The organism is Hymenobacter sp. IS2118 (assembly GCF_000715495.1).
Classification (GTDB): domain Bacteria; phylum Bacteroidota; class Bacteroidia; order Cytophagales; family Hymenobacteraceae; genus Hymenobacter.
Window position 1 is genome coordinate 20,618 of sequence record NZ_JNLX01000127.1, and the last position, 19,432, is coordinate 40,049.

Here is a 19,432-nt window from a genome sequence, read left to right on the forward strand (position 1 = left end):
GGGGACGCGGCTATACAAACCGCGGTTTCTGCAACACGAAACGACGGCTACTGCTGCAGTGTCAGGCCTGGTAGTCGCGCGGGGCCACCCCAGTCAGCTGCTTAAAAATACGGTTGAACGTGGTTTTGGAGTTGAAGCCGCTTTCGAAGGCAATGCCCAACAGGGTGAAGCGCCGGGCATCGGGCGCGGCGAGGCGGCGCTGCACCTCGGCCACTCGGTAGCCGTTCACCAGGTCGTTGAAGGAGCGACCAAACCCGGCGTTCACGGTGAAGGAAATGAGGCGCGGGGCCAGGCCGGTGTGGGCCGACAGCTCGGCCAGGGTCAGCGTGGGGTTTTGGTAGAGGCCGTCCTCAACCAAAGCGCGGCGGATGCGCTCCATCACGAGCGGGTCGGGCAAAACAGCGGCGGGCGGCGTTGCGGCAGTGGTTTCCGGCGCCGATTCCGGGGCTGAGGCAGCCGGTGCGGCGCTGGAATCTGGCGCCATTGGCGCGGCGAAATCCACCGCTGAGCCAGCCTTAACGGTAGGTTCCGCCGTGCTGGGAGCGGCCGGCGTTTCTTCCGGCGCTTCCGCTTCGGGCGCGAACTGCACGGCGCGCATGTCGGCCTGCCGCAGGCCCACGATGCCAATCACAAACACCACGACGCCCAGCAGCTCGGTGGAATAATCGTAGCGGTAGTACACCTCAAAAAACTCGCGCAGCACCAGCTCCGCCAGCCACTGCCCGCTCACCACGGCCAGCAACACCAGCAGCCAGCGCAACCAGCGCAGCCGTAGCCGCGACACCTCCGAGAAGTTGTCTTCGAGCCAGCGGCTGTAGTCCCGCAGCACCCGCAGGCTCAGCCACAAATACACCATCAGCGACACCCAAGTGCCGATGAACTCCAGCCGGTAGCTAAACGGCCGGTGCACCTGCTCCCAAAAGGCGTTGCGCACGGCGTAGGGCTGAAACCGCAGCCACCAGTACAGGCCCGCCTGCGCCAGCACCGGTCCAAAGTGCATCCAATACCGAGCCCGCCACCGAAACCCGCTGTTGACCAAGCTGCGCACATAGAAATACAGCAGCGGCCCAAACGCCAGCGAGTAGTAGATGGGCGAGAAGTACAGCCCGGCATTTTGCCCGTACAGCCCCGACACCCGGAAAAACCCATCGAGCACCCACAGCGCAATGGCCCCCATGAGCAGGGCCAAAAACCGGTTTGAAACCCGGTTGACGGGCGCGGCCACCAGCAGCCCGGCCGCAAAAAGCGCCTGCGCGATGATGGCAAACAGCGCCACCGACATAAAGGAAACAACGACTTGCATACGTTCAGCGAATACCGGACCGCTGCAAATGTGCGGCCCGCTGCGCTAAAAAGTCCGCACGGGCGGGCCCCCGCCCGAACGCCCGGCCCTGCCCCGCCGTAAGCCCGGGCTCACTAGACGTGCATCATGCCCCTGTTTCTGGCCGAACCCGTTATTCCCTTCGATTGGCAGCGCTTGGTGTGGCCAGGCGAACAAACGCCGCTTTACGCCCTGGAAGTCGTGTTCCGGTGCATTATCACCTACCTGCTGCTGCTGGCGGCACTGCGCATCACGGGGCGGCGCAGCGTGAAGCAGCTCTCGCTCTTTGAGCTCAGCATCGTTATCGGCCTGGGCTCCATTGCCGGCGACACCATGTTTTACCCCGAAGTACCGCTCAGCCACGCCGTCATCGTGTTTGGAACGGTGATGGGCCTGTACTGGCTGTTCAATTACTTCACCGAAGTGTCGCCCAAATTCAGCGATTGGATGGAGGGCAAGGAAGTGCGGCTGCTGCACCACGGCGAGTTGCAGTGGGACAAGTTCAGCCGGCAAAACCTCACCCAAAAGGAGCTGTTCGGGGAGTTGCGGCAGCAGCAGGTCGAGCACCTGGGCCAGCTCAAAGCCGTGTACAGCGAAGCCACCGGCCAGATGAGCCTGTTCTTTTACGAAGACGCCGACGTGCGCCCCGGCCTGTCTATCCTGCCCGAAGAGCTGGACCGCGCCTCCGAAACCATTGCCACGGCCGGCCCCCACGCCTGCATCAGCTGCGGCCACGTGCAGGACCTGCAGCCCGCCGCCGCCCTCGCCTGCCCCACCTGCCGTGGCCAACGCTGGCTGCCGGCCAGCACGGCGCGGCGCATCACGTAATTAATTCAGGACTTACGCACTCAGTTGCTGGCGCGCGTCTCTGACGCGTGGCTTGCTGGCTTGGCGTTTCCAAACGCCGCCGTTTGCACCGTCTGGTCTCGTTGGCCGCGCGCGTCAGAGACGCGAAACCAGTGGGCAACGCGTCGGAGACGCGCGCCAGCAACTGAGTGCGTAAGTCCTATAATTAAAAATGAAGAATTAAAGACCCGCTCTATCCTCTTTAATTTTTAATTCTTCATTTTTAATTTCTTCACCCCCGCGCCAGCCAGTAGCCGGCGCCGGCCAGCAGCACCCCCAGCGCCACGCTGCCGCCCGCGTACAGCGCCGCCAGGCCCACGTTGCCTTCGCGCAGCAGGCCTACGTTTTCCAGCGCGAACGCCGAGAACGTGGTAAAGCCGCCGCACACCCCCGTAATGAGCAGCAGCCGCCAGGCCGCGCCCAGCGCGTACCGCTCCAGCAGGCCCAGGGCCAAGCCGGCCAGCAGGCAGCCCAGCGCGTTCACCGCCCCCGTGCCCACGGGCCAGGCCAGCGGCCAGCGCCCCTGCACGTATTGCTGCATGAAATAACGCGCGACAGCGCCCAGGCCGCCCCCCGCGCCCACCACAAGCCAGGAATAATTCATGCCGGCAAACTTACGCGCGCTGGGCTTGCCCTCCCCCACCCGCAACCCGATGGCCTGTTCCCTGGTTAAACTACCCGCGCCGCAACGGCCCGTAATTCCTGCTTTTTCTTCCGAAAACCTTATGCAAACCCGTCAACTCGGCCGCTCCGGCCTCGCCATTTCACCCCTCATGCTGGGCGGCAACGTCTTCGGCTGGACCATCGACGAAGCTACTTCCTTTGCCGTGCTCGATGCCTTTGTGGCCGGTGGCGGCAACGCCATCGATACCGCCGACGGCTACTCGGTGTGGGTGCCCGGCCACGTGGGCGGCGAGTCCGAAACCATCATCGGCAAGTGGCTGCGGCGGCGCGGGCGGCGCGATGACGTCGCTATCGCTACCAAAGTGGGCTGGGAAGTGAACGCCGAAAACAAAGGACTGAAAAAAGACTACATCCTGCGCGCCGTGGAAGGCTCGCTCAAGCGCCTGCAAACCGACTACATCGACCTCTATCAGTCGCACAAAGACGACCCCACCACGCCCGTGGAGGAGACGCTGGAAGCCTACGCCCAACTGGTGAAGGCCGGTAAAGTGCGCGTCATCGGCGCCTCCAACTTCACGGCTGAGCGCCTGCAGGAGTCGCTGGACGCCAGCGCCAAGCACGATTTCCCACGCTACGAAACCCTGCAAAATCTCTATAACTTGTACGACCGGGAAGATTTTGAAAAGAATCTGGCTCCGCTCCTGCTCCAAGAAAATATTGGCGCGATTCCGTACTACGGCCTCGCCGCCGGCTTCCTCACCGGCAAGTACCGCACCGAGGCCGACCTCCAGAAAAGCGCCCGCGGCGGTGGCGTGGGCCAGAAATACCTCAACGAAAAGGGCCTCGCCCTGCTCACCGCCATTGATGCCGTGGCCGATACCCACTCGGCCACGCCCGCCCAGGTTTCCCTCGCCTGGCTCATGCAGGCCCCCGGCGTGACGGCGCCCATCGCCAGCGCCACCAGCGTGGGCCAGGTTAAGGAGCTGCTCGAAGCCACGGAGCTGCGGCTGACGGCGGATGACTTGAAAACGCTGGCGCAAGGGCACTAAACTGGCCTGCCCAGCCGCACAACAAGTAAGGTCAGCATGACCGTTCTTCTACTCTCATTACTCCTTTCAAAAACCATCCTTCCATGCCCTATTCCAACACGCGCGTTACGCTGGCTTCGCGGCCGGTGGGCCTGCCCCAGCCGGCCAATCTTAGCCTTGAAACCGCTGAAGTACCCGCCCTCACCGAAGGCCAGGTGCTGGTTAAAATCAGCTTTATTTCCCTCGACCCGGCCATGCGCGGTTGGATGAACGAGGGCAAATCCTACATTCCGCCCATTAAAATAGGCGACGTTTTTCGGGCGGGCACGGCCGGGCAGGTGGTGGAATCGCGGAACCCCGGCTTTGCGGTGGGCGACTACGTGACCGGCAACCTGGGCGCGCAGCAGTACGCCGTGGTGGGCACGGGCGCTCCCGACCCCACCAGCCCCGAGTACCTGCTGAAAGTAGACACGGCCCTGGCCCCGCTCGAAGCCTACCTGGCCACCCTCGGCATGCCGGGCATGACGGCCTACTTCGGCCTGCTGAACACCGGCCAGCCCCAGGCCGGCGAAACCGTGGTGGTGAGTGGTGCGGCCGGCGCCGTGGGCAGCGTGGTGGGCCAGATTGCCAAGCTCAAAGGCTGCCGCGTGGTGGGCATTGCCGGCGACCAGGAAAAGTGCGACTACGTGGTAAACGAACTGGGCTTCGATGCCTGCATCAACTACAAAACTCAGAACGTGCGTAGCGGCCTACGCGCCGCCTGCCCCCAGGGCATCGACGTGTATTTCGACAACGTGGGCGGCGAAATCCTGGATTTCGTGCTGGAGCAAATCCGCCTCAAAGCCCGCATCGTGATTTGCGGCGCCATCTCGCAATACAACAATACCACGCCCGTAAAGGGCCCCAGCAACTACCTCTCGCTGCTCGTGAATCGCGCCCGCATGGAAGGCATCGTGGTGTTCGACAACGCGGCCAACTACGGCACCGCCGCCCGCGAAATGGCCGGCTGGATTCAGGAAGGCAAGCTGCACACGCCCAAGGTGCAGGTAGAGCACGGCATCGAAAACTTCCTGCCGACGCTGCTCAAGCTGTTTTCGGGCGAGAACTTCGGCAAGCTGGTGCTGGCGCCGTGAAACGTGCGCGGGGGCAAGCGGGCACGCTGGTTACTGGGTTGGAATAGTCTGCTATTATTCATAGCTTTAGGCATCTTACGGCCTGCTTCCCGCGGCTTTCACCAACCCAACCAACTCCCACCCATGACCCCAACGGAATACGATTACATTGTGATTGGCGCCGGCTCGGCGGGCTGCGCGATAGCGGCCCGGCTCAGCGAGCGGCCCGAGCTGCGGGTGCTGGTGCTGGAAGCCGGCGGCCCCGATGCCCAACAGGAAATTCACGTGCCGGCCGCCTTCCCGCACCTCTTCAAAACGGCCCTAGATTGGGACTACATGACCGTGCCGCAGGCCGGCCTGAACGGGCGGCGCGAGTTCAACCCCCGGGGCAAGATGCTGGGCGGGTCGAGCTCGATGAACGCCATGATATTTATGCGTGGCAACCCCAACGACTACAACCGCTGGGCCGAGATGGGCAACCGGGGCTGGGCCTATAATGACCTGCTGCCCTACTTCCGCAAAACCCAGCACCAGGAGCGCGGCGAGTGCGCCCATCACGGCGTGAACGGCCCCATCAACACCGCCAACCTGCGCGACCCCAACCCCCTGAGCCTGGCCTTCGTGGAAGCCGCCACCCAGGCCGGCTACGCCCCCAACGACGACTTCAACAACGGCGAGCAAACCGGCTTCGGCCTTTTCCAGGTGACGCAGAAAAACGGGCTGCGCTGCAGCGCCGCTGGCGGCTACCTGCACCCCGCCCTGGCGCGCGAAAACCTCACGGCCATCACCCACGCCCACGTCACGGAGCTGCTGATTGAGGACGGCCGCTGCGTGGGCGTGGCCTACGTGCACGACGGCCAGCCGCAGCAGGTGCGGACCCGCCGGGAAGTTATTCTCAGCGGCGGCTCCATCAACTCGCCACAGGTGCTGATGCTCTCCGGCATTGGGCCGGCCGAGCACCTGCGCCAGCACGGCATTGAGGTGAAGCTCGACCTGCCCGGCGTGGGCCAGAACCTGCAGGACCACATGTTCGTGCCCGTGGCCTACCACTGCACCCAGCCAATTACGCTGGCCGATGCCACCTCGCCCGAGCAGGGTGCCCGCTTTCAAAACGAGCAGATGGGCATGCTCACCTCCAACATCGGCGAAGCCGGGGGCTTCATTGATTTGGGCATCGACGGCTCGCCCGAAATCCAGTTTCACTTCGGGCCCAGCTGGTTCATTCACCACGGCGCGGGCAACCCCGCCGGGCACGGCTACACGCTGCTGCCGGGCGTGGTGCGCCCTCACAGCAAGGGCAGCGTCACGCTGAATTCGGGAGACCCCTTCGACAAAGCCCTAGTGGACCCCAACTACTACGGCGACCCGCACGACATGGAGCTGATGAAGCAGAGCGTAGCTGTCGCCTTCGCCATCGCCGAGCAGCCCGCCTTCGCCCCCTACCGCGGCGAGCGTCACCTGCCCGGCCCCGACGTGACCACGCCCGAAGCACTCGAAAACTTCATCCGCGACTACACGATGACCATTTACCACCCCGTGGGCACCTGCAAAATGGGCCACGATGCGCTGGCCGTGGTCGATGATATGCTCCGGGTGCGCGGCATGGCCGGGCTGCGCGTCGCCGATGCCTCCATCATGCCCATCATCATCAACGGCAACAGCAACATCCCCACGATGGTCATCGGCGAGAAGTGCGCCGATATGATACTGCAGGAGTTGGATGCCTCCTGGATGGCCCAGGACCTGGCCATGGCCGGCACCGCGGCCGCAGAATAAGGCAAACCGCCCGTGCCCGGCCCGCGGCGCGATGCATTGTTACGTTAGGAATAATCGTAACCAAAAAGAAACGGTCATGCTCATCTGGCGTCCGCAAACTCATACTTCCGGGCTACATCCAGGGGCTGGCCGTCGGCTTCGGCGTAGGGGTACACGAAGTAGTTGAGCGGCGGGCCGGCTTGCTTAGGGGCCAGTTCCACGTCGCGGCCGCGGGTAAATTCCACGCGGTTCTCGTCGTGCGCGCCGAAGAAGTAGTTGCGCTTGTCTGGGTTTTTGGCGGCTTCGGAAGCGTCCACCGGCACCCAGCCGGTTTCAGTAGTGTAGAACTCGGCCCAGCAATGGTAGCCTTTTATTTCACCCTTGCCGCGCTCGGTGGGCAGCGGCAATCCGATGCTGAACCGCGCCGGAATGCCCAGGCTGCGGCAGTAGCCAATGACGATGGCGTGGAAATCGGTGCAGTTGCCGCGGCGGGCGTCGCAGGCGTAGTAAATGTCGCCGCGGCCCCAGCCCTGGCCGGTTTTGTCGTAGGTCACGGTGCTCACCACGTGCTCGTAGATGGCGCGGGCCTTTTCCAGGTCGGTTTTGGCGTTGGCTTTGGCCACCACTTCCTGGGCCTGCTGCCGGATGGTAGCATCGAGCGGCACGAGGCGGTCGGGGGCCAGCCAACGGGCCATGTTGGGGTCGGCCTTTTCTTTTTTGGCGGGTTTGGCAGCCTGGCCGGTGGCGCTGAGGTTGAGGTGTTCGCGGCGCGTGATTTGGGCCGTGAGCTTGAGCACTAACGGAGCCGTGGGCGCAACGGCCAGCTGCAGGTGCAGCATCTGGTTGCCGAAAGCGCCCATTTCGATTTTGTACGGCACAGGCGAGTCGATTTTCAGGTCGCGCACGTCCTGCGAGGCGTCGGCGTGCGGCACGGGCAGCCACACATCAAGGGATTTGGTGCCGGCGGGCGGAACTGGGACGGTAGCCGTAGTGGTGAGCACAAAGGTGCGGCTGCGGGCGGCCACGGGCCGGGGCGCCGGGGCGCTAAAGCTGGCCAGCACCGCGCAGGCGCCCAGCAGCCCGGCCCAAACGGCCGAGCGGTTCATCAACAAATCAGTCACAACAACAAGGCAACAAGTCGCTGCTGGCGGGCGTCGGCACAGCTGGTTCAAAGCCCCAAAAGGCTCCAAATCAACGACCACGGCAGCGCGCCGTGCCCGTCGACGCGGCGCCGAATGGGCGCCCGCCAGTCAGGGCCAACCAGACCCCAGCAGTACCCCAAAGGTACGCCCGGCGGCGCGGGGCTACTTTCGCGGTCTATTCTCTGCTCATGAAAGCTGCTGGTCATCCGGTTTTGGCCCTGGCCTCGTTTCCGCAGGCGCAGGCCCGCTCGCCCTACTACTGCGAGCGGCTGGAAACCCACGTGGTCCGGTTTCCGCACGTGAACGTGCCGCACGCCCACGATTTTTACCTGCTGCTCTACATCACGGCCGGCACCGGCCGCCACACCGTGGATTTGGTGACGTATGAGTTGCGGCCGGGCAGCGTGTTTTTTCTGGTGCCGGGGCAGGTGCACCATTGGCAGCTCGGGACCGATGCGCGCGGCTACGTCGTGTTTTTTGACACCGATTTCTACCTATTCCGCTATCCGGGCAACGGCCTGTATGCCTACCCGTTTTTCGACAGTGCCCAAGCGCCGGTGCTTTACCTGGAGCCTTCCGAAACTGAAATCCGGCCCCTATTCGAGCGCCTGTATGTCGAAGGAATGGTCCCGCACGCCAACCAGGCCGAGGTGTTCCGCACCTACCTGCACCTGAGCCTGGAGTTGGCCGCCCGCCACTACCCCGCCCTGCCGCCCGCCGAGGCCAACCCCGCGCAGCAGCAAATCCGCCAGTTTGGCGCCCTGCTCAACCAGCACTACCGCACCAAGCGCAGCGTGAGCGACTACGCCGGGCTGCTGCACCTCAGCGCCAACCACCTTAATGCCCTATGCCGCCGCGGGCTCAACAAAACGGCCAGCGCCCTCATCCACGAGCGGGTGGTGCTGGAGGCCCGGCGCCTGCTGAGCCACTCAGGCTTGGGCGTGGCGCAAGTGGCCTACGAGCTTGGTTTTGAAGACGCCTCGTACTTCGTGCGCTACTTCCGCAAGTACGCGGGCACCACGCCGGAGGCGTTTCGGCAACAGCGTTGATTTGTCCTGTAAGTGCGGGCAAGCGGGCTGCGAAACCGGACCACGCGACCGGTAACTTTGTGTCCGCAACCAGCAAGGCGCCCTGCAAATGCGGCAGTTTTTACACTGCTGCCCGCCATTTGTGCGTATAGGTTGTTACCCCTTCTCCCGTTCCGCTTCTCATGGATGCTCCCCTCGAATCTTCTTCCCTGGCGCTGCTGGCCCTGCGCTGCCCGCGCTGCCACGAAGGCAAGCTCTTCAGCCACTCCGCGCTCAACATCACCAAGTTTGCCCAAATGCCGGCCCAGTGCCCCGTGTGCGGGCAGTCGTTTGAGCCCGAGCCGGGGTTTTACTTCGGCTCGATGTACATCACCTTCGGTTTCAACGTGGCCACCATGTTTGCCGTGGGCATCCCCCTCTACTTCCTATTTGGCGACCCCGACACCTGGGTTTATGTGGTAACTGTAACCGTGGTGTCGCTGCTGCTCACGCCGCTGGTGCTGCGCTATTCCCGCGCCATCATGCTCTACCTTTTCGGCGGCGCGCGCTACGATGCCGACTGGCAAAAACACCGCCGCGCCACGACCGGCAGTACCGATTTTTGAAGTTGCTGGAAAAGCAAAAGCCCCGGCCGCTCAATCGAGCAGCCGGGGCTTTTTTTGCGCGTTTCGGTTCCGCCTTAGCGTAATGTCTGCGCCCGCCACACGTCGTTGCGCGGGTTGGCGTCGGGCAGCAGCTTGCTGGCGTTGAGGCGCACCAGCGTGAGCGGCGTGGTAGAGGGGTAGCGGAACGTCCAAGTGCCGCCGCGCTGCCAGATTTCCACCGGCAGCTTCACGCGGCTGGTTTTGCCGCTGGTTTCCGTGACCTGGGCCGTGACGGGCATGGCGGCCTGTCCTCGATTTTCGATGGTGATGAGGGCGCCCTGGGCGGGGTCCTGATTCACGTAGGCCACGGTGGTCACGGCCTGGTCGAGGGTCCAGTTGTTGTACACCCATTCGCGCCAAAACCAGGTCAGGTCTTCGCCGCTGGCCTCGTTCATGGTCCGGAAAAAGTCCTTGGGCTGCGGGTGTTTGAAGGCCCAGCGCTTGATGTAGGCGCGGAAAGCGTAGTCAAACCGCTCGGGGCCGAGCACTTCCTCGCGCAGCAAAAACAGGCCGTAGCCCATCTTGCCATAAGCCGCGAAGCCCAGGTTGCGGGCCTGCGTCACGTCGGGCACGGTGTAGGGCGGGTCCACGGCGGGGTCGGCAATGGCGCGGGCCAGGCCCTGGGCCAGCCGCACGGTGTCGTTCAGGAACTTGTACTCGCCGTTATTGAAGTCGTTGGTGGTTAGAATATTGATGAAGGTGTTGAAGCCTTCGTCCATCCAAGGGTACTTCCGCTCGTTCGAGCCCACAATCATCGGAAACCAGTTGTGGCCGAATTCGTGGTCCGTCACGCCCCACAGGTCTTCCTTCCGGGCTTTGGCGCCGCAAAACACGATGCCGGGGTACTCCATGCCGCCCACCACGCCGGCCACGTTGGTAGCCACCGGATACGTGTACTCGTACCACTGCTTCGAATTGAATTCGATGCTTTTCTTCACGTATTCGGTGCTGCGATTCCAGGCCGTATCCTGCGCCGACTCCGTCGGGTACAGCGACATGGCCAGCGACTTGCGGCCGCTCGGCAGGTTCATTTTGGCCGCGTCCCAAACGAAAGCCGCCGAGGCCGCCCACGCCACATCGCGGGCCTGCTGGCAACGGAAACGCCACGTGAGGCGGCCATTTTTGCCAGCCGGGCGCGAGCTGGCCTGCGTCACCTCGTCGGCGGAGCGCACCAGCACGGTTTTGTCGGAGCCGGCGGCCTGGGCCAGGCGGCGCTGCTGGGTGGCAGTCAGCACTTCGGCCGGGTTCACCAGCTCGCCCGAGCCGCCCACAATGAAGTTGGCGGGCACGTTGATGGTGTAATCGTAGTTGCCATATTCCAGGTAAAACTCGGCCGAGAGGTAGGGCAGCGTGTTCCAGCCCTCCACGTCGTCGTACACGGCCATGCGCGGATACCACTGCGCCACCTCAAATATTTCGCCGTTCTGGGTTTTGAGGCGGCCCAGGCGGTCGGCGCCGTACTCGGGAATATTGAAGGCGTAGCTAATGCGGATGCCGAGCTTATCGCCTTTCGGCCGCAGGTCTTCGGGCAGTAGGATTTGCATGCGCGTATCGTACACCCGGTAGTTGGCTTTCAGCTTCTTGCCGTGGAAGTCTATGGTCACGGTTTGCAGCGAGTCGCCGCCCTGGAAGCCCCGCGCGGCATTGCCGAAGCGTCCGCCGGCCACCGGCGTGGCGGCGGCCCCGCGCGAGTCGGCCCGGAACAGGTTCTGGTCGAGCTGCAGCCACACGAAGGGCAGGCGGTCGGGGCTGTTGTTAGTGTAGGTAATATCCACGGTAGCCGTCACACGGGCCGTTTTGTCGTCCAGACTGGCGTCTATTTTGTAGTCCGCCTCATTTTGCCAATAGGCAGCGCCGGGCTTGCCGCCAGCCGTGCGCGTGGGCGTGGCCAGCTGCTCAATAAACAGCGGGCTGAACAGCGTGCGGGCGTCGTAGGCTGGGCCGGTATTCACGGCTTGGGCCCGCGCCGCGCCGGCCGTGGTGAGCAGGGCCACGCCCAGCAAAAAGTGTCGTTTCATGGAATACTAAAGGGAGAAAGGCGAAAAACGAATCGCACAAAAGAACGTCATACCGAGCGGAACCGAGGAATCTGGTGTGAGGTAGTTTGGATTACTTGAGCACGCGAGATGCCTCGGCTTCGCTCGGCATGACGCTTCTTTATGGCAGCGCCGGCCCGTTATCCCAGCCGTTGCTTCACCAGCGTCATCAGTCCGTTTAGGTCGGCCGCATCCATTTCCGGTGCTTCGATGAAGGGCTGCAGGGGCCCCAAATCTGGCAGTGCGAAAGCAGCTGGCAATAGGTGTTGCCGCCATTGCGAGTAGTCTCGAATAAACTCGTCGCGGTGCAGAAAATCCACCGGCACCGGCAGCGTCTTAATAAACTCGCGCCACTCCGGCTGCATCGAGGTCGCGCCGTAGGTCACGGCGCACAGCGAGCACGGGTAGGTGCCGGGCGAAAGGATTTTGTGGAACATATCCTTCAGCCCGGCCAGCCGGCCGCCGTCGGCGTTGTACACGAAAATTAGGCGTTGGGGCGTGGGCATTGGTCGGGTTAATGAAGGGGCATATTCTCGAATGAGCAGAAACGCATAAAATCGACGGTCATGCTGAGCGTAGCCGAAGCATCTCTACCGCTTCGTTGAATTGATTGGATTAGTGACTCGGTAGAGATGCTTCGACTGCGCTCAGCATGACCTGTCTTTTTTTGATTGCTACTTACGCAGGAACAAGTTCACTACTTATCCACCATTTGGTAAGGCACGTAATTTTCCCACTGCCAGGGCGTGGCTTGGTCGCCGAGCAGGCGTTCCAGTAGGGCCCGGAATATTTTATCGGCGTTGGAGCTATTGCCCATGAGCAGCAGGCCCAGCTTGCGGTCGGCGAAAACGACGCTGTGATTTTCCCAGCCATCGTCGTGGCCCTCCTTGAAATAAGCCGGGCCGTAGGGCGACTCAAACGTGCCCCAGCCCAGCCCGTAGCCCAGCCGGATGGTACGGTTGCTGTCGGGCGCGGCCACCACGGCCAGCGGCCCAAACTGCGCTTTGAAGGGAATGCGAACCTGCAGGCTCGTCATTTCGCGCTTGGCGGCCGGCGTGAGGCCCCGGCCATGCATCACGGCGGCCAGGAAGGTGGCGTAGTCGGCCGGCGTGGTTTCGAGCGAGCCGGCGGCCTGGGCCTTTTTGCGCCGGTTTTTCTCCAGCGGCTGGCCCTGCTCATCGTAGCCCAGAGCGTGGTTTTCCTCGAAAGCTGGCTGCCACACGTAGCTGGTGCGGCGCATCTTCAGCGGACCGAATACGCGGGCTTCGCTCAGCTCCACCAGGCTTTGTTGGGTGATGGTTTCGACCACCAGCTGCAACAGCTGCAGGCCCTCGCCGGAGTAGCCGTAGCGGGCACCGGGCTCGAATTTGAAGCGCAGCTTGCGGTCGGGTTCCAGCCAGCGCCAGTTGGGGAGGCCGGTGGTGTGGGTGAGGGCCATGCGGGCGGTGAGGCGTGGCCAGCGGGCATCGCCGGCAAGGTCGCGCCAGGCGTCGTAGTCGGGCAGCGGCCGGGGCAGGTAGCCGGCCAGCGGCTTATCCAAATCGAGGCGCTTTTCCTGCACCAGCTGCATCACCAGATACGCAAACACCGCCTTGCTGAAAGAGGCCCCGTACATGGCCGTTTGGGGCGTTAGCGGGGCCTTGGTGGCCAGGTTACGCGCGCCGTAGGTTTGCAGGTAGAGCACCTTGTTGCCTTCGAAGAGCGCCACGGCCAGCCCCGGCACCTGGGCCGAATCCATGAGCGCCCGCACGGTGCGGTCGATGTCGGCCGGGCGCAGGGTGCGGCCGTCGAGGGTATGGAAGACGGGGGCTTGCTGGGCATGGGCGGGCGGGGCTATTGCCAGGAAGCAACCAAGCAGCCAAAGCAGCAGAAGTTTCATGGAATAATTGGGGCTGAAATAGAGCGGTAAGGTACGGCCGGACGCATCTTTGCGCATATGTCTGCCTCCGCCCCCGCCCTGCCCTACCTCGTGTTCGATTTCGACAGCACCTTCACGCAAGTGGAAGGCCTCGATGAGCTGGCCGAAATTGCCCTGCACGGCCAGCCCAACCAAGCCGAGGTGGTGGCCCAAATCCGCGCCCTCACCGACCAGGGAATGGCCGGCGAAATCGGGTTTCAGGAGTCGCTGGCGCGGCGGCTGGCGCTGCTGGGTGCCAACGAGCGGCACCTGGTGCCACTGGTGGCCCGCCTGCAAACCAAGGTGAGCGAAAGCATCCGGCGCAACGGCGACTTTTTTCGGCGCTTCGCCGACCGCATTTACGTGGTGAGCAGCGGCTTTCGCGAGTTCATTGAGCCCGTGGTGGCCGAGTATGGCATTGCCCCCAGTCACGTGCTGGCCAACACCTTTACCTTCGACGCGGCCGGCAACATCACCGGCTGCGACCCAACCAACGTGCTGAGCCGCGACGGCGGCAAAATTCGCCAGCTGGTGCTACTCGATTTGGACGGGCCGGTATACGTACTCGGCGATGGCTACACCGACTACCAAATCCGCGAGGCCGGCCTGGCCCACCGCTTCTACGCTTACACCGAGAATGTTAGCCGCCCCACCGTGGTGGCCCACGCCGACGAAGTGCTTCCCACCTTCGACGAGTTTTTGTACCAACTAAAACTTCCCATGACTCTTTCGTACCCCAAAAACCGCATCAAAGTCCTGCTGCTCGAAAACCCCGATGCCCGCGCCCGGGAGCTATTCAGCACCGAAGGCTACCAGGTAGAAACCGTGCCCGGCGGCCTCGACGAAGACGAGCTGATTCAGCGCATTGAGGGCGTGAGCATTCTCGGCATCCGCAGCAAAACCCAGGTGACGCCGCGGGTGCTGGAAGCGGCCAACCGGCTGATTGCCATCGGCGCGTTCTGCATCGGCACCAACCAGATAGCTCTGGCCGAGGCTATGAAGCGCGGCATAGCCGTGTTCAACGCTCCTTTTAGCAACACCCGCTCGGTGGTGGAGCTGGCGCTGGGCGAAATTATCGTGCTGGCCCGCCGCATCCCCGAAAAAAACCCGAAAATGCACGCCGGCGAGTGGGACAAGTCGGCCAACGGCGCGTTTGAGATTCGCGGCAAGACGCTGGGCATTGTGGGCTATGGCAACATCGGCTCGCAGCTATCGGTGGTGGCCGAGGCGGTGGGTATGAAGGTGGTGTACTTCGACATTGCCGAAAAACTACAGCTCGGCAATGCCTTGAAGTGCCGCACGCTGGCAGAATTGCTCACGCAGGCCGATGTGGTGACGCTGCACATCGACGGCCGACCCGAAAACCTGGATTTCTTCGGCGAAAAGGAATTTGCGCTGATGAAAAAGGGTGCTCTGTTCCTCAACAACGCCCGTGGCCACGTCGTGGACGTGCCGGCCCTGGCCGCCGCCCTGCGTTCCGGCCACCTCGGCGGCGCGGCTATCGACGTGTTTCCCTACGAGCCCAAAACCAATCACGAGGGCTTCGAAAACGAGCTGCGCGGCCTGCCCAACGTGCTTCTCACGCCCCACATCGGCGGCAGCACGGCCGAGGCCCAGCGCAACATTGCCGAATTTGTGCCCGAGCGCATCATGGCCTACATCAACACCGGCAACACCCAGCAATCGGTCAATTTCCCCAACATCCAGCTGCCGGTACAGCCCGGACACCGCCTCATCCACATCCACGCCAACGTCCCCGGCGTGCTGGCCAAAATCAACAACGTGCTGGCCGACCACCACGTCAACATCCTGGGCCAGTACCTGAAAACCAACGAGCTAATCGGCTACGTGATAACCGACATCAACAAGGAATACGACCAGGAAGTCATCAAAGCCCTGCGCGAAGTGGAGCACACCATCAAGTTCCGGGTGCTGTATTAGGTAGTGAGCCACAAGCTACAAGCCGCACTGGCAGCAGTCTACGGGCAACGCAGTTGCCCAGACTGCCAGCCGCGCCAACGAATGCAGTCTCCAACTGCCGCACCCCGCTAGCCTCGCAAAACCCGCCCCCAAAACCGCCACCATGGGCTATCCAATTCGCGACCAGCAGGCCCTGTACTTCCTCACCTTCACCACCGTGGGCTGGGCCGACATCTTCACCCGCCCGCACTATAAAGACATCGTTATCGAGAGCCTGCGCTACTGCCAGGCCCACAAGGGGCTGGAGCTATTCGCCTATTGCCTCATGACCAACCACCTGCACCTCATCGCCCGTGCCGCCGAAGGCCACGAACTTTCTCACATTGTGCGGGATTTCAAAAAATTCACGGCCACCCGCCTTTTCACGGAAATCATCGCCTCCCCCACCGAAAGCCGCCGCAACTGGCTGCGGTGGCTCCTCACGCAGGAGGGCGAACGAAACCCCAACAATACTAATTTCCAGCTCTGGCAGCAGCGCAGCCACGGCGTGGAGCTGAGCAGCCAGGAAATGGTGCGCCAGCGCCTGGCCTACACGCACGCCAAGCCCGTGCGGGCGGGCATCTGCTACCGCGCTGAGGACTATGTGTATTCCTCGGCCTCGTTTTACGCCGGGCTGGAAGCGGTGCTGCCGGTGTCGTTGCTGTTTTAGGCTTTCAAATTCAGCAGTCTGGAAACAGGCTGTGAAGCTTGCCGCTTGAAACTTGTGGCTCATTATTTAATTCGGCAGTCTGGAGACTGCACTTGTGGGCGTGGCTGGCAGTCTGGGCAACTGCGTTGCCTGTAGACTGCCGCCAGGGCGTGCAGTGGCCGCAGTTTATTTATAGCCTGTCCCGCACCTGGCGCAGCAGGCGCTCCATTTCGTTGCGTACGGGTTGGTCGTCGGCCGGGAAGCCGTTGTTGAAGAAGGTGACGGCTACCAGACGGCCGGATTTGGTGCGCACGTAGCCGCACAGGTTCACGGTGTTGGTGAGGGTGCCGGTTTTGCCCCAAAACCAGGTTCCAGCGGCGTCGCGGTAACGCTTGCGCAGGGTGCCCTGCCCACCGCCGGCGGCCAGCACGCTCAGCAGGCGCGGCTCTTCTACCTCCTGGTGCAGCTTGAGCAGCAGGGCCGTGAAGCTGCGCGGCGTAACCAGGTTGAGGCGCGAGAGGCCCGAGCCATCCACCCAAACGGGCCGGTCGGGCAGGACGGTAAGGTGTTTGCGCAGCGTGACGCGGATGGCACGGCTGGTGCTCAGCGAGTCGCGGCCGAGCGTGGTGCTGCTCATCAGCAGCAGCTGCTCGGCCAGGAAATTATCGCTCACGCGCAGCATGCGGCGGTAGAGCGAATCGACGGGAAGGCCGCTCAGGGTGCGCACCTCGTCCGTTTTACGAGGACGCCACGGCACGGCCACAATGGCCCGGCGCAAGGTATCGCCCAGCATGCGCAGCAACAGCGTGCGGCTGGTGCGAAACGGCACTTCGTCTATCCACTTTTTGGTGGAGGGCAGCGTGTAGAAGCGGTTGGTGAGCGGGTCGCGGCGCACGTGGGTATCGGGGTCGATGTCGGGCGACAGAAAGTTAGGCGGGGCCAGCTCCGTGAGTGGCGCAAACGAGCGGGGCAGCACCCGCACCCGCTGCGGCAACGGTAGCCCGCGGTTGGCAGCGGCCCCACCGGCGCGCTGGGCCGGGCGCAAGGGCGCCGCCGCGTAGAAACGCACCGTGTTGCCATAAATCGGGAAAGCAGTGCGCTCGGGTTGGAAATAATACGTGTAGTCGTCCCAGCTCCAGCTGGGGCCGTAGGCGGGCACGCTGGCGATATCGCAGTAGGCCAGCATTTTTTCGGGCCGGGTGGCCAGGAAGGCGTAGGCGCGGCGGCTGGGCACGTCGCCGTGCAGGAAGGTGGGGTCGCCGGTGCCCTGAAAAAACAGGGTGTCGCCCCGCGAGAAGTAGCGCAGGCTGGGCAACGAGTCGGGCAGCAGCTTCAGGCCGGCGTAGAAGCTAAAAAGCTTCATGGTGCTGGCCGGGGTGAAATAGCGGCCGTCGTTGTGGCCAAACAGGATTTCGCCGGTAGTGGCGTCGGCCATGCTAATGCCCACTTGGTGCTGGCTGAGCACCGCCGAGCTATCCACCAGGTTTTGGAACCAGGGCAGCTGGCCGGGCGGCGGCGGCACCGCCACAGCCGGCGGCGCCTCGGCGGTTTGGGCGCAGGCGGGCAGCTGAGTAGCGCCCAGCGCCAGCAACAATAGAAAGTAGACGGGACGTAGCACGCGACGAAATTACGCAGCTTCTGAGTCCAACCAGAGGTAATTCACGAAATAAAATCGGAGCCGGAGCCTGCCGTGATGCGCCGGCGGCACCGGCACGGCCGCTATTCGGGGTGCTCGATGTGCAGCACTTTGGCTTCGTCCAAATCGAGCTGGGCTTCCTGCTGGCGCAGCACTTCGTCCTCAAACACGTTGTGGCGGCGCATCTGAAACAGCTCTTCGCGCTGCACGCGCAGCACGTCCAGCAGCACGCGGTGGTAGTGGTGCAGGGCCTGGCGCTGGGAGTCGTCAAACTCTATCGACTCCAACGTCTGGGCCGTGAGCTGCACCTCGCTTTCCATGCGCTGGTGCAGGCGGGCCACCAGCTTGTTGCCGCTCATTTCGGGGGCGTATTGCTGCTTGAGGTGCGCAAGGGCCACTTTGCGCAGCCGGAGCCGCACACCAGCTTCCTGCTCGGCGGGCGGCACGGCTTCTTCCAGCTCGCTCAGTTTGGTGTAGCGGATGAGCGCCGGCAGAGTGAGCCCCTGGAAAACCAGCGTCACCAGAATGACCACGAAGGTGATGAAGAGTATCAGGTTGCGTTGCGGAAACGCCTGGCCGTTGGCCAGCAACGGAATGGACAAGGCCGCGGCCAGCGATACCACGCCCCGCATGCCGGCCCAGCCCAGCACCAGCGGCCCCTGCCAGCCGGGGCTAGGCTCGCGGCGGCGAATGCGGGCACTCAGCAGGCGCGGCAGGAAAGCCGCCGGAAATATCCACAGCAGCCGAATCAGAATAACGATGGCGGTGATGATGAGACCGTAGGCGGTGGCCTGCCCCAACGAATAATCGCCCATTCCCTCCACCGTCATGGGCAGTTGCAGGCCAATAAGAATGAATACTAGGCCATTGAGCACGAAGCCGAGGCTGGCCCACACGCCGTTGGCCTGCAACCGGGTGCTGGCATCGAAAACCGTGTGCGAAAAATACGACAGCAGCAAGCCACCACTTACCACCGCCAGCACGCCCGAAAAATGGAACTCCTCGGCCACGAGGTACATCACGTAGGGCGCCATTAGGGTGAGAGCCGTGTTGATGTTGGGCGTAGTGGGTAGGTATTTATGAAACAGGTAAAAGCCGTAGGCCACGCCCACGCCCACCGCGATACCCATGCTGCTTGCCACCACGAAGCTGGTAGCGGCCTGCTGCCACACAAACGTGCCCGAGACCACCGCGACCAGCGCAAACCGAAATACAATCAGGCTGGACGCATCGTTGAGCAGGCTCTCGCCGCCCAGAATGGCCAGCACCCGCTTGGGCACTTTAATGCCCTTGAGCACCGAAGTGGCGGCCACGGCATCGGGCGGCGAAATGATGCCGCCCAGCAAAAAACCCAGCGCCAGCGTGAACCCCGGAATCATGGCCTGCGCCACATAGGCCACGATGACGGACGTGAACAGCACCAGCCCGAAGGCCAGCAGGCCGATGGGCCGCCGCCAGCGCCAGAAGTCCCTCCAAGACGTGTGCCACGCCGCCTCGTAGAGCAAAGGCGGCAGGAATATCAGAAAAATGAGGTCGGGCTCGATGGCCACGCGCGGCAAGCCGGGCACAAACCCCAGCACCAGCCCGCCCAGCACCAGAAAAACCGGGTACGATATGCGCAGCTTCTGCCCCAGCATCACCAGCAGGAAGACGGCGAAGAGCAGCCCCAAAATGAGCAACAACGTGGAATGCAGCATGGAACAGCTAATTGAGCCCGCAAAGTAAGAACGTCATGCCAGGCAACGTATGGGATTT

General features: G+C 63.1%; 16 protein-coding genes. 8 read left to right on the forward strand and 8 right to left on the reverse strand.

The genetic code is table 11. The features are described 5' to 3' along the window. Nucleotides 1-61: 61 nt before the first annotated feature. Nucleotides 62-1,303, reverse strand: coding sequence for a helix-turn-helix domain-containing protein (locus GM79_RS10880; protein WP_081867691.1), 1,242 nt, complete (start codon nt 1,301-1,303; stop codon nt 62-64). 126 nt (nt 1,304-1,429) lie between these two features. Between GM79_RS10880 and GM79_RS10885 the strand changes: the two genes are divergently transcribed. Beyond that, nucleotides 1,430-2,149 carry a DUF421 domain-containing protein gene (locus tag GM79_RS10885; protein ID WP_035563579.1) on the forward strand — a complete coding sequence of 240 codons (720 nt, stop codon included), beginning with the start codon at nt 1,430-1,432 and terminating at the stop codon, nt 2,147-2,149. A 250-nt stretch (nt 2,150-2,399) separates the two neighbouring features. Here the strand turns inward: GM79_RS10885 and GM79_RS10890 are convergent, their stop codons facing one another. Then, complete coding sequence (locus GM79_RS10890) at nt 2,400-2,771, reverse strand: fluoride efflux transporter FluC (protein WP_035563656.1); 372 nt, start codon at nt 2,769-2,771, stop codon at nt 2,400-2,402. A 121-nt stretch (nt 2,772-2,892) separates the two neighbouring features. Here GM79_RS10890 and GM79_RS10895 point away from each other — a divergent pair, with 121 nt between their 5' ends. From GM79_RS10895 to GM79_RS10905, 3 genes are all read left to right on the forward strand, one after another. Continuing rightward, entirely contained in the window at nt 2,893-3,840 is a 948-nt protein-coding gene (locus GM79_RS10895; RefSeq protein WP_035563580.1) for an aldo/keto reductase, read from the forward strand. An 83-nt stretch (nt 3,841-3,923) separates the two neighbouring features. Continuing rightward, nucleotides 3,924-4,952, forward strand: a complete 1,029-nt coding sequence (locus GM79_RS10900) for an NADP-dependent oxidoreductase (RefSeq protein ID WP_035563583.1) — start codon at nt 3,924-3,926, stop codon at nt 4,950-4,952. 123 nt (nt 4,953-5,075) lie between these two features. Then, on the forward strand, nt 5,076-6,707 hold the full coding sequence (locus tag GM79_RS10905; RefSeq protein ID WP_035563586.1) for a GMC family oxidoreductase: 1,632 nt from the start codon (nt 5,076-5,078) through the stop codon (nt 6,705-6,707). A gap of 80 nt (nt 6,708-6,787) precedes the next feature. Here GM79_RS10905 and GM79_RS10910 read toward each other — a convergent pair whose 3' ends face one another. Then, nucleotides 6,788-7,807, reverse strand: coding sequence for a transglutaminase-like domain-containing protein (locus tag GM79_RS10910; protein WP_235184042.1), 1,020 nt, complete (start codon nt 7,805-7,807; stop codon nt 6,788-6,790). 209 nt (nt 7,808-8,016) lie between these two features. Here GM79_RS10910 and GM79_RS10915 point away from each other — a divergent pair, with 209 nt between their 5' ends. Continuing rightward, nucleotides 8,017-8,877 carry a helix-turn-helix domain-containing protein gene (locus tag GM79_RS10915; RefSeq protein WP_035563589.1) on the forward strand — a complete coding sequence of 287 codons (861 nt, stop codon included), beginning with the start codon at nt 8,017-8,019 and terminating at the stop codon, nt 8,875-8,877. Between the two features lie 161 nt (nt 8,878-9,038). Further along, nucleotides 9,039-9,461 carry a DUF983 domain-containing protein gene (locus GM79_RS10920; protein ID WP_035563590.1) on the forward strand — a complete coding sequence of 141 codons (423 nt, stop codon included), beginning with the start codon at nt 9,039-9,041 and terminating at the stop codon, nt 9,459-9,461. 74 nt (nt 9,462-9,535) lie between these two features. Here the strand turns inward: GM79_RS10920 and GM79_RS10925 are convergent, their stop codons facing one another. From GM79_RS10925 to GM79_RS10935, 3 genes are all read right to left on the reverse strand, one after another. After that, complete coding sequence (locus GM79_RS10925) at nt 9,536-11,518, reverse strand: M1 family metallopeptidase (RefSeq protein WP_035563592.1); 1,983 nt, start codon at nt 11,516-11,518, stop codon at nt 9,536-9,538. Nucleotides 11,519-11,676: 158 nt separating this feature from the next. Next, nucleotides 11,677-12,042 carry a hypothetical protein gene (locus GM79_RS10930; protein ID WP_035563594.1) on the reverse strand — a complete coding sequence of 122 codons (366 nt, stop codon included), beginning with the start codon at nt 12,040-12,042 and terminating at the stop codon, nt 11,677-11,679. A 191-nt stretch (nt 12,043-12,233) separates the two neighbouring features. After that, nucleotides 12,234-13,415, reverse strand: coding sequence for a serine hydrolase domain-containing protein (locus GM79_RS10935; RefSeq protein WP_035563597.1), 1,182 nt, complete (start codon nt 13,413-13,415; stop codon nt 12,234-12,236). A 57-nt stretch (nt 13,416-13,472) separates the two neighbouring features. Here GM79_RS10935 and serA point away from each other — a divergent pair, with 57 nt between their 5' ends. Together serA and GM79_RS10945 are read left to right on the forward strand one after the other, a co-directional pair. Continuing rightward, nucleotides 13,473-15,374, forward strand: a complete 1,902-nt coding sequence (serA, locus tag GM79_RS10940; protein ID WP_035563600.1) for a phosphoglycerate dehydrogenase — start codon at nt 13,473-13,475, stop codon at nt 15,372-15,374. Between the two features lie 142 nt (nt 15,375-15,516). Continuing rightward, a complete protein-coding gene (locus GM79_RS10945; protein WP_035563604.1) occupies nt 15,517-16,062 on the forward strand; it encodes an REP-associated tyrosine transposase in 546 nt (181 codons plus the stop codon). A 169-nt stretch (nt 16,063-16,231) separates the two neighbouring features. On the opposite strand, the gene GM79_RS10950 is transcribed toward GM79_RS10945, so the two are convergent. Together GM79_RS10950 and GM79_RS10955 are read right to left on the reverse strand one after the other, a co-directional pair. Then, nucleotides 16,232-17,659 carry a D-alanyl-D-alanine carboxypeptidase/D-alanyl-D-alanine-endopeptidase gene (locus GM79_RS10950; protein WP_152559949.1) on the reverse strand — a complete coding sequence of 476 codons (1,428 nt, stop codon included), beginning with the start codon at nt 17,657-17,659 and terminating at the stop codon, nt 16,232-16,234. 101 nt (nt 17,660-17,760) lie between these two features. Further along, nucleotides 17,761-19,374, reverse strand: coding sequence for a Na+/H+ antiporter (locus tag GM79_RS10955; RefSeq protein WP_051718778.1), 1,614 nt, complete (start codon nt 19,372-19,374; stop codon nt 17,761-17,763). Between the last annotated feature and the right edge of the window lie 58 nt (nt 19,375-19,432).

Bases quoted from the DNA above. Each gene is read 5' to 3' on its own strand.
- GM79_RS10880 (WP_081867691.1), bottom strand. From the start codon at position 1,303: ATGCAAGTCGTTGTTTCCTTTATGTCGGTGGCGCTGTTTGCCATCATC.
- GM79_RS10885 (WP_035563579.1), top strand. From the start codon at position 1,430: ATGCCCCTGTTTCTGGCCGAACCCGTTATTCCCTTCGATTGGCAGCGC.
- GM79_RS10890 (WP_035563656.1), bottom strand. From the start codon at position 2,771: ATGAATTATTCCTGGCTTGTGGTGGGCGCGGGGGGCGGCCTGGGCGCT.
- GM79_RS10895 (WP_035563580.1), top strand. From the start codon at position 2,893: ATGCAAACCCGTCAACTCGGCCGCTCCGGCCTCGCCATTTCACCCCTC.
- GM79_RS10900 (WP_035563583.1), top strand. From the start codon at position 3,924: ATGCCCTATTCCAACACGCGCGTTACGCTGGCTTCGCGGCCGGTGGGC.
- GM79_RS10905 (WP_035563586.1), top strand. From the start codon at position 5,076: ATGACCCCAACGGAATACGATTACATTGTGATTGGCGCCGGCTCGGCG.
- GM79_RS10915 (WP_035563589.1), top strand. From the start codon at position 8,017: ATGAAAGCTGCTGGTCATCCGGTTTTGGCCCTGGCCTCGTTTCCGCAG.
- GM79_RS10920 (WP_035563590.1), top strand. From the start codon at position 9,039: ATGGATGCTCCCCTCGAATCTTCTTCCCTGGCGCTGCTGGCCCTGCGC.
- GM79_RS10925 (WP_035563592.1), bottom strand. From the start codon at position 11,518: ATGAAACGACACTTTTTGCTGGGCGTGGCCCTGCTCACCACGGCCGGC.
- GM79_RS10930 (WP_035563594.1), bottom strand. From the start codon at position 12,042: ATGCCCACGCCCCAACGCCTAATTTTCGTGTACAACGCCGACGGCGGC.
- GM79_RS10935 (WP_035563597.1), bottom strand. From the start codon at position 13,415: ATGAAACTTCTGCTGCTTTGGCTGCTTGGTTGCTTCCTGGCAATAGCC.
- serA (WP_035563600.1), top strand. From the start codon at position 13,473: ATGTCTGCCTCCGCCCCCGCCCTGCCCTACCTCGTGTTCGATTTCGAC.
- GM79_RS10945 (WP_035563604.1), top strand. From the start codon at position 15,517: ATGGGCTATCCAATTCGCGACCAGCAGGCCCTGTACTTCCTCACCTTC.
- GM79_RS10955 (WP_051718778.1), bottom strand. From the start codon at position 19,374: ATGCTGCATTCCACGTTGTTGCTCATTTTGGGGCTGCTCTTCGCCGTC.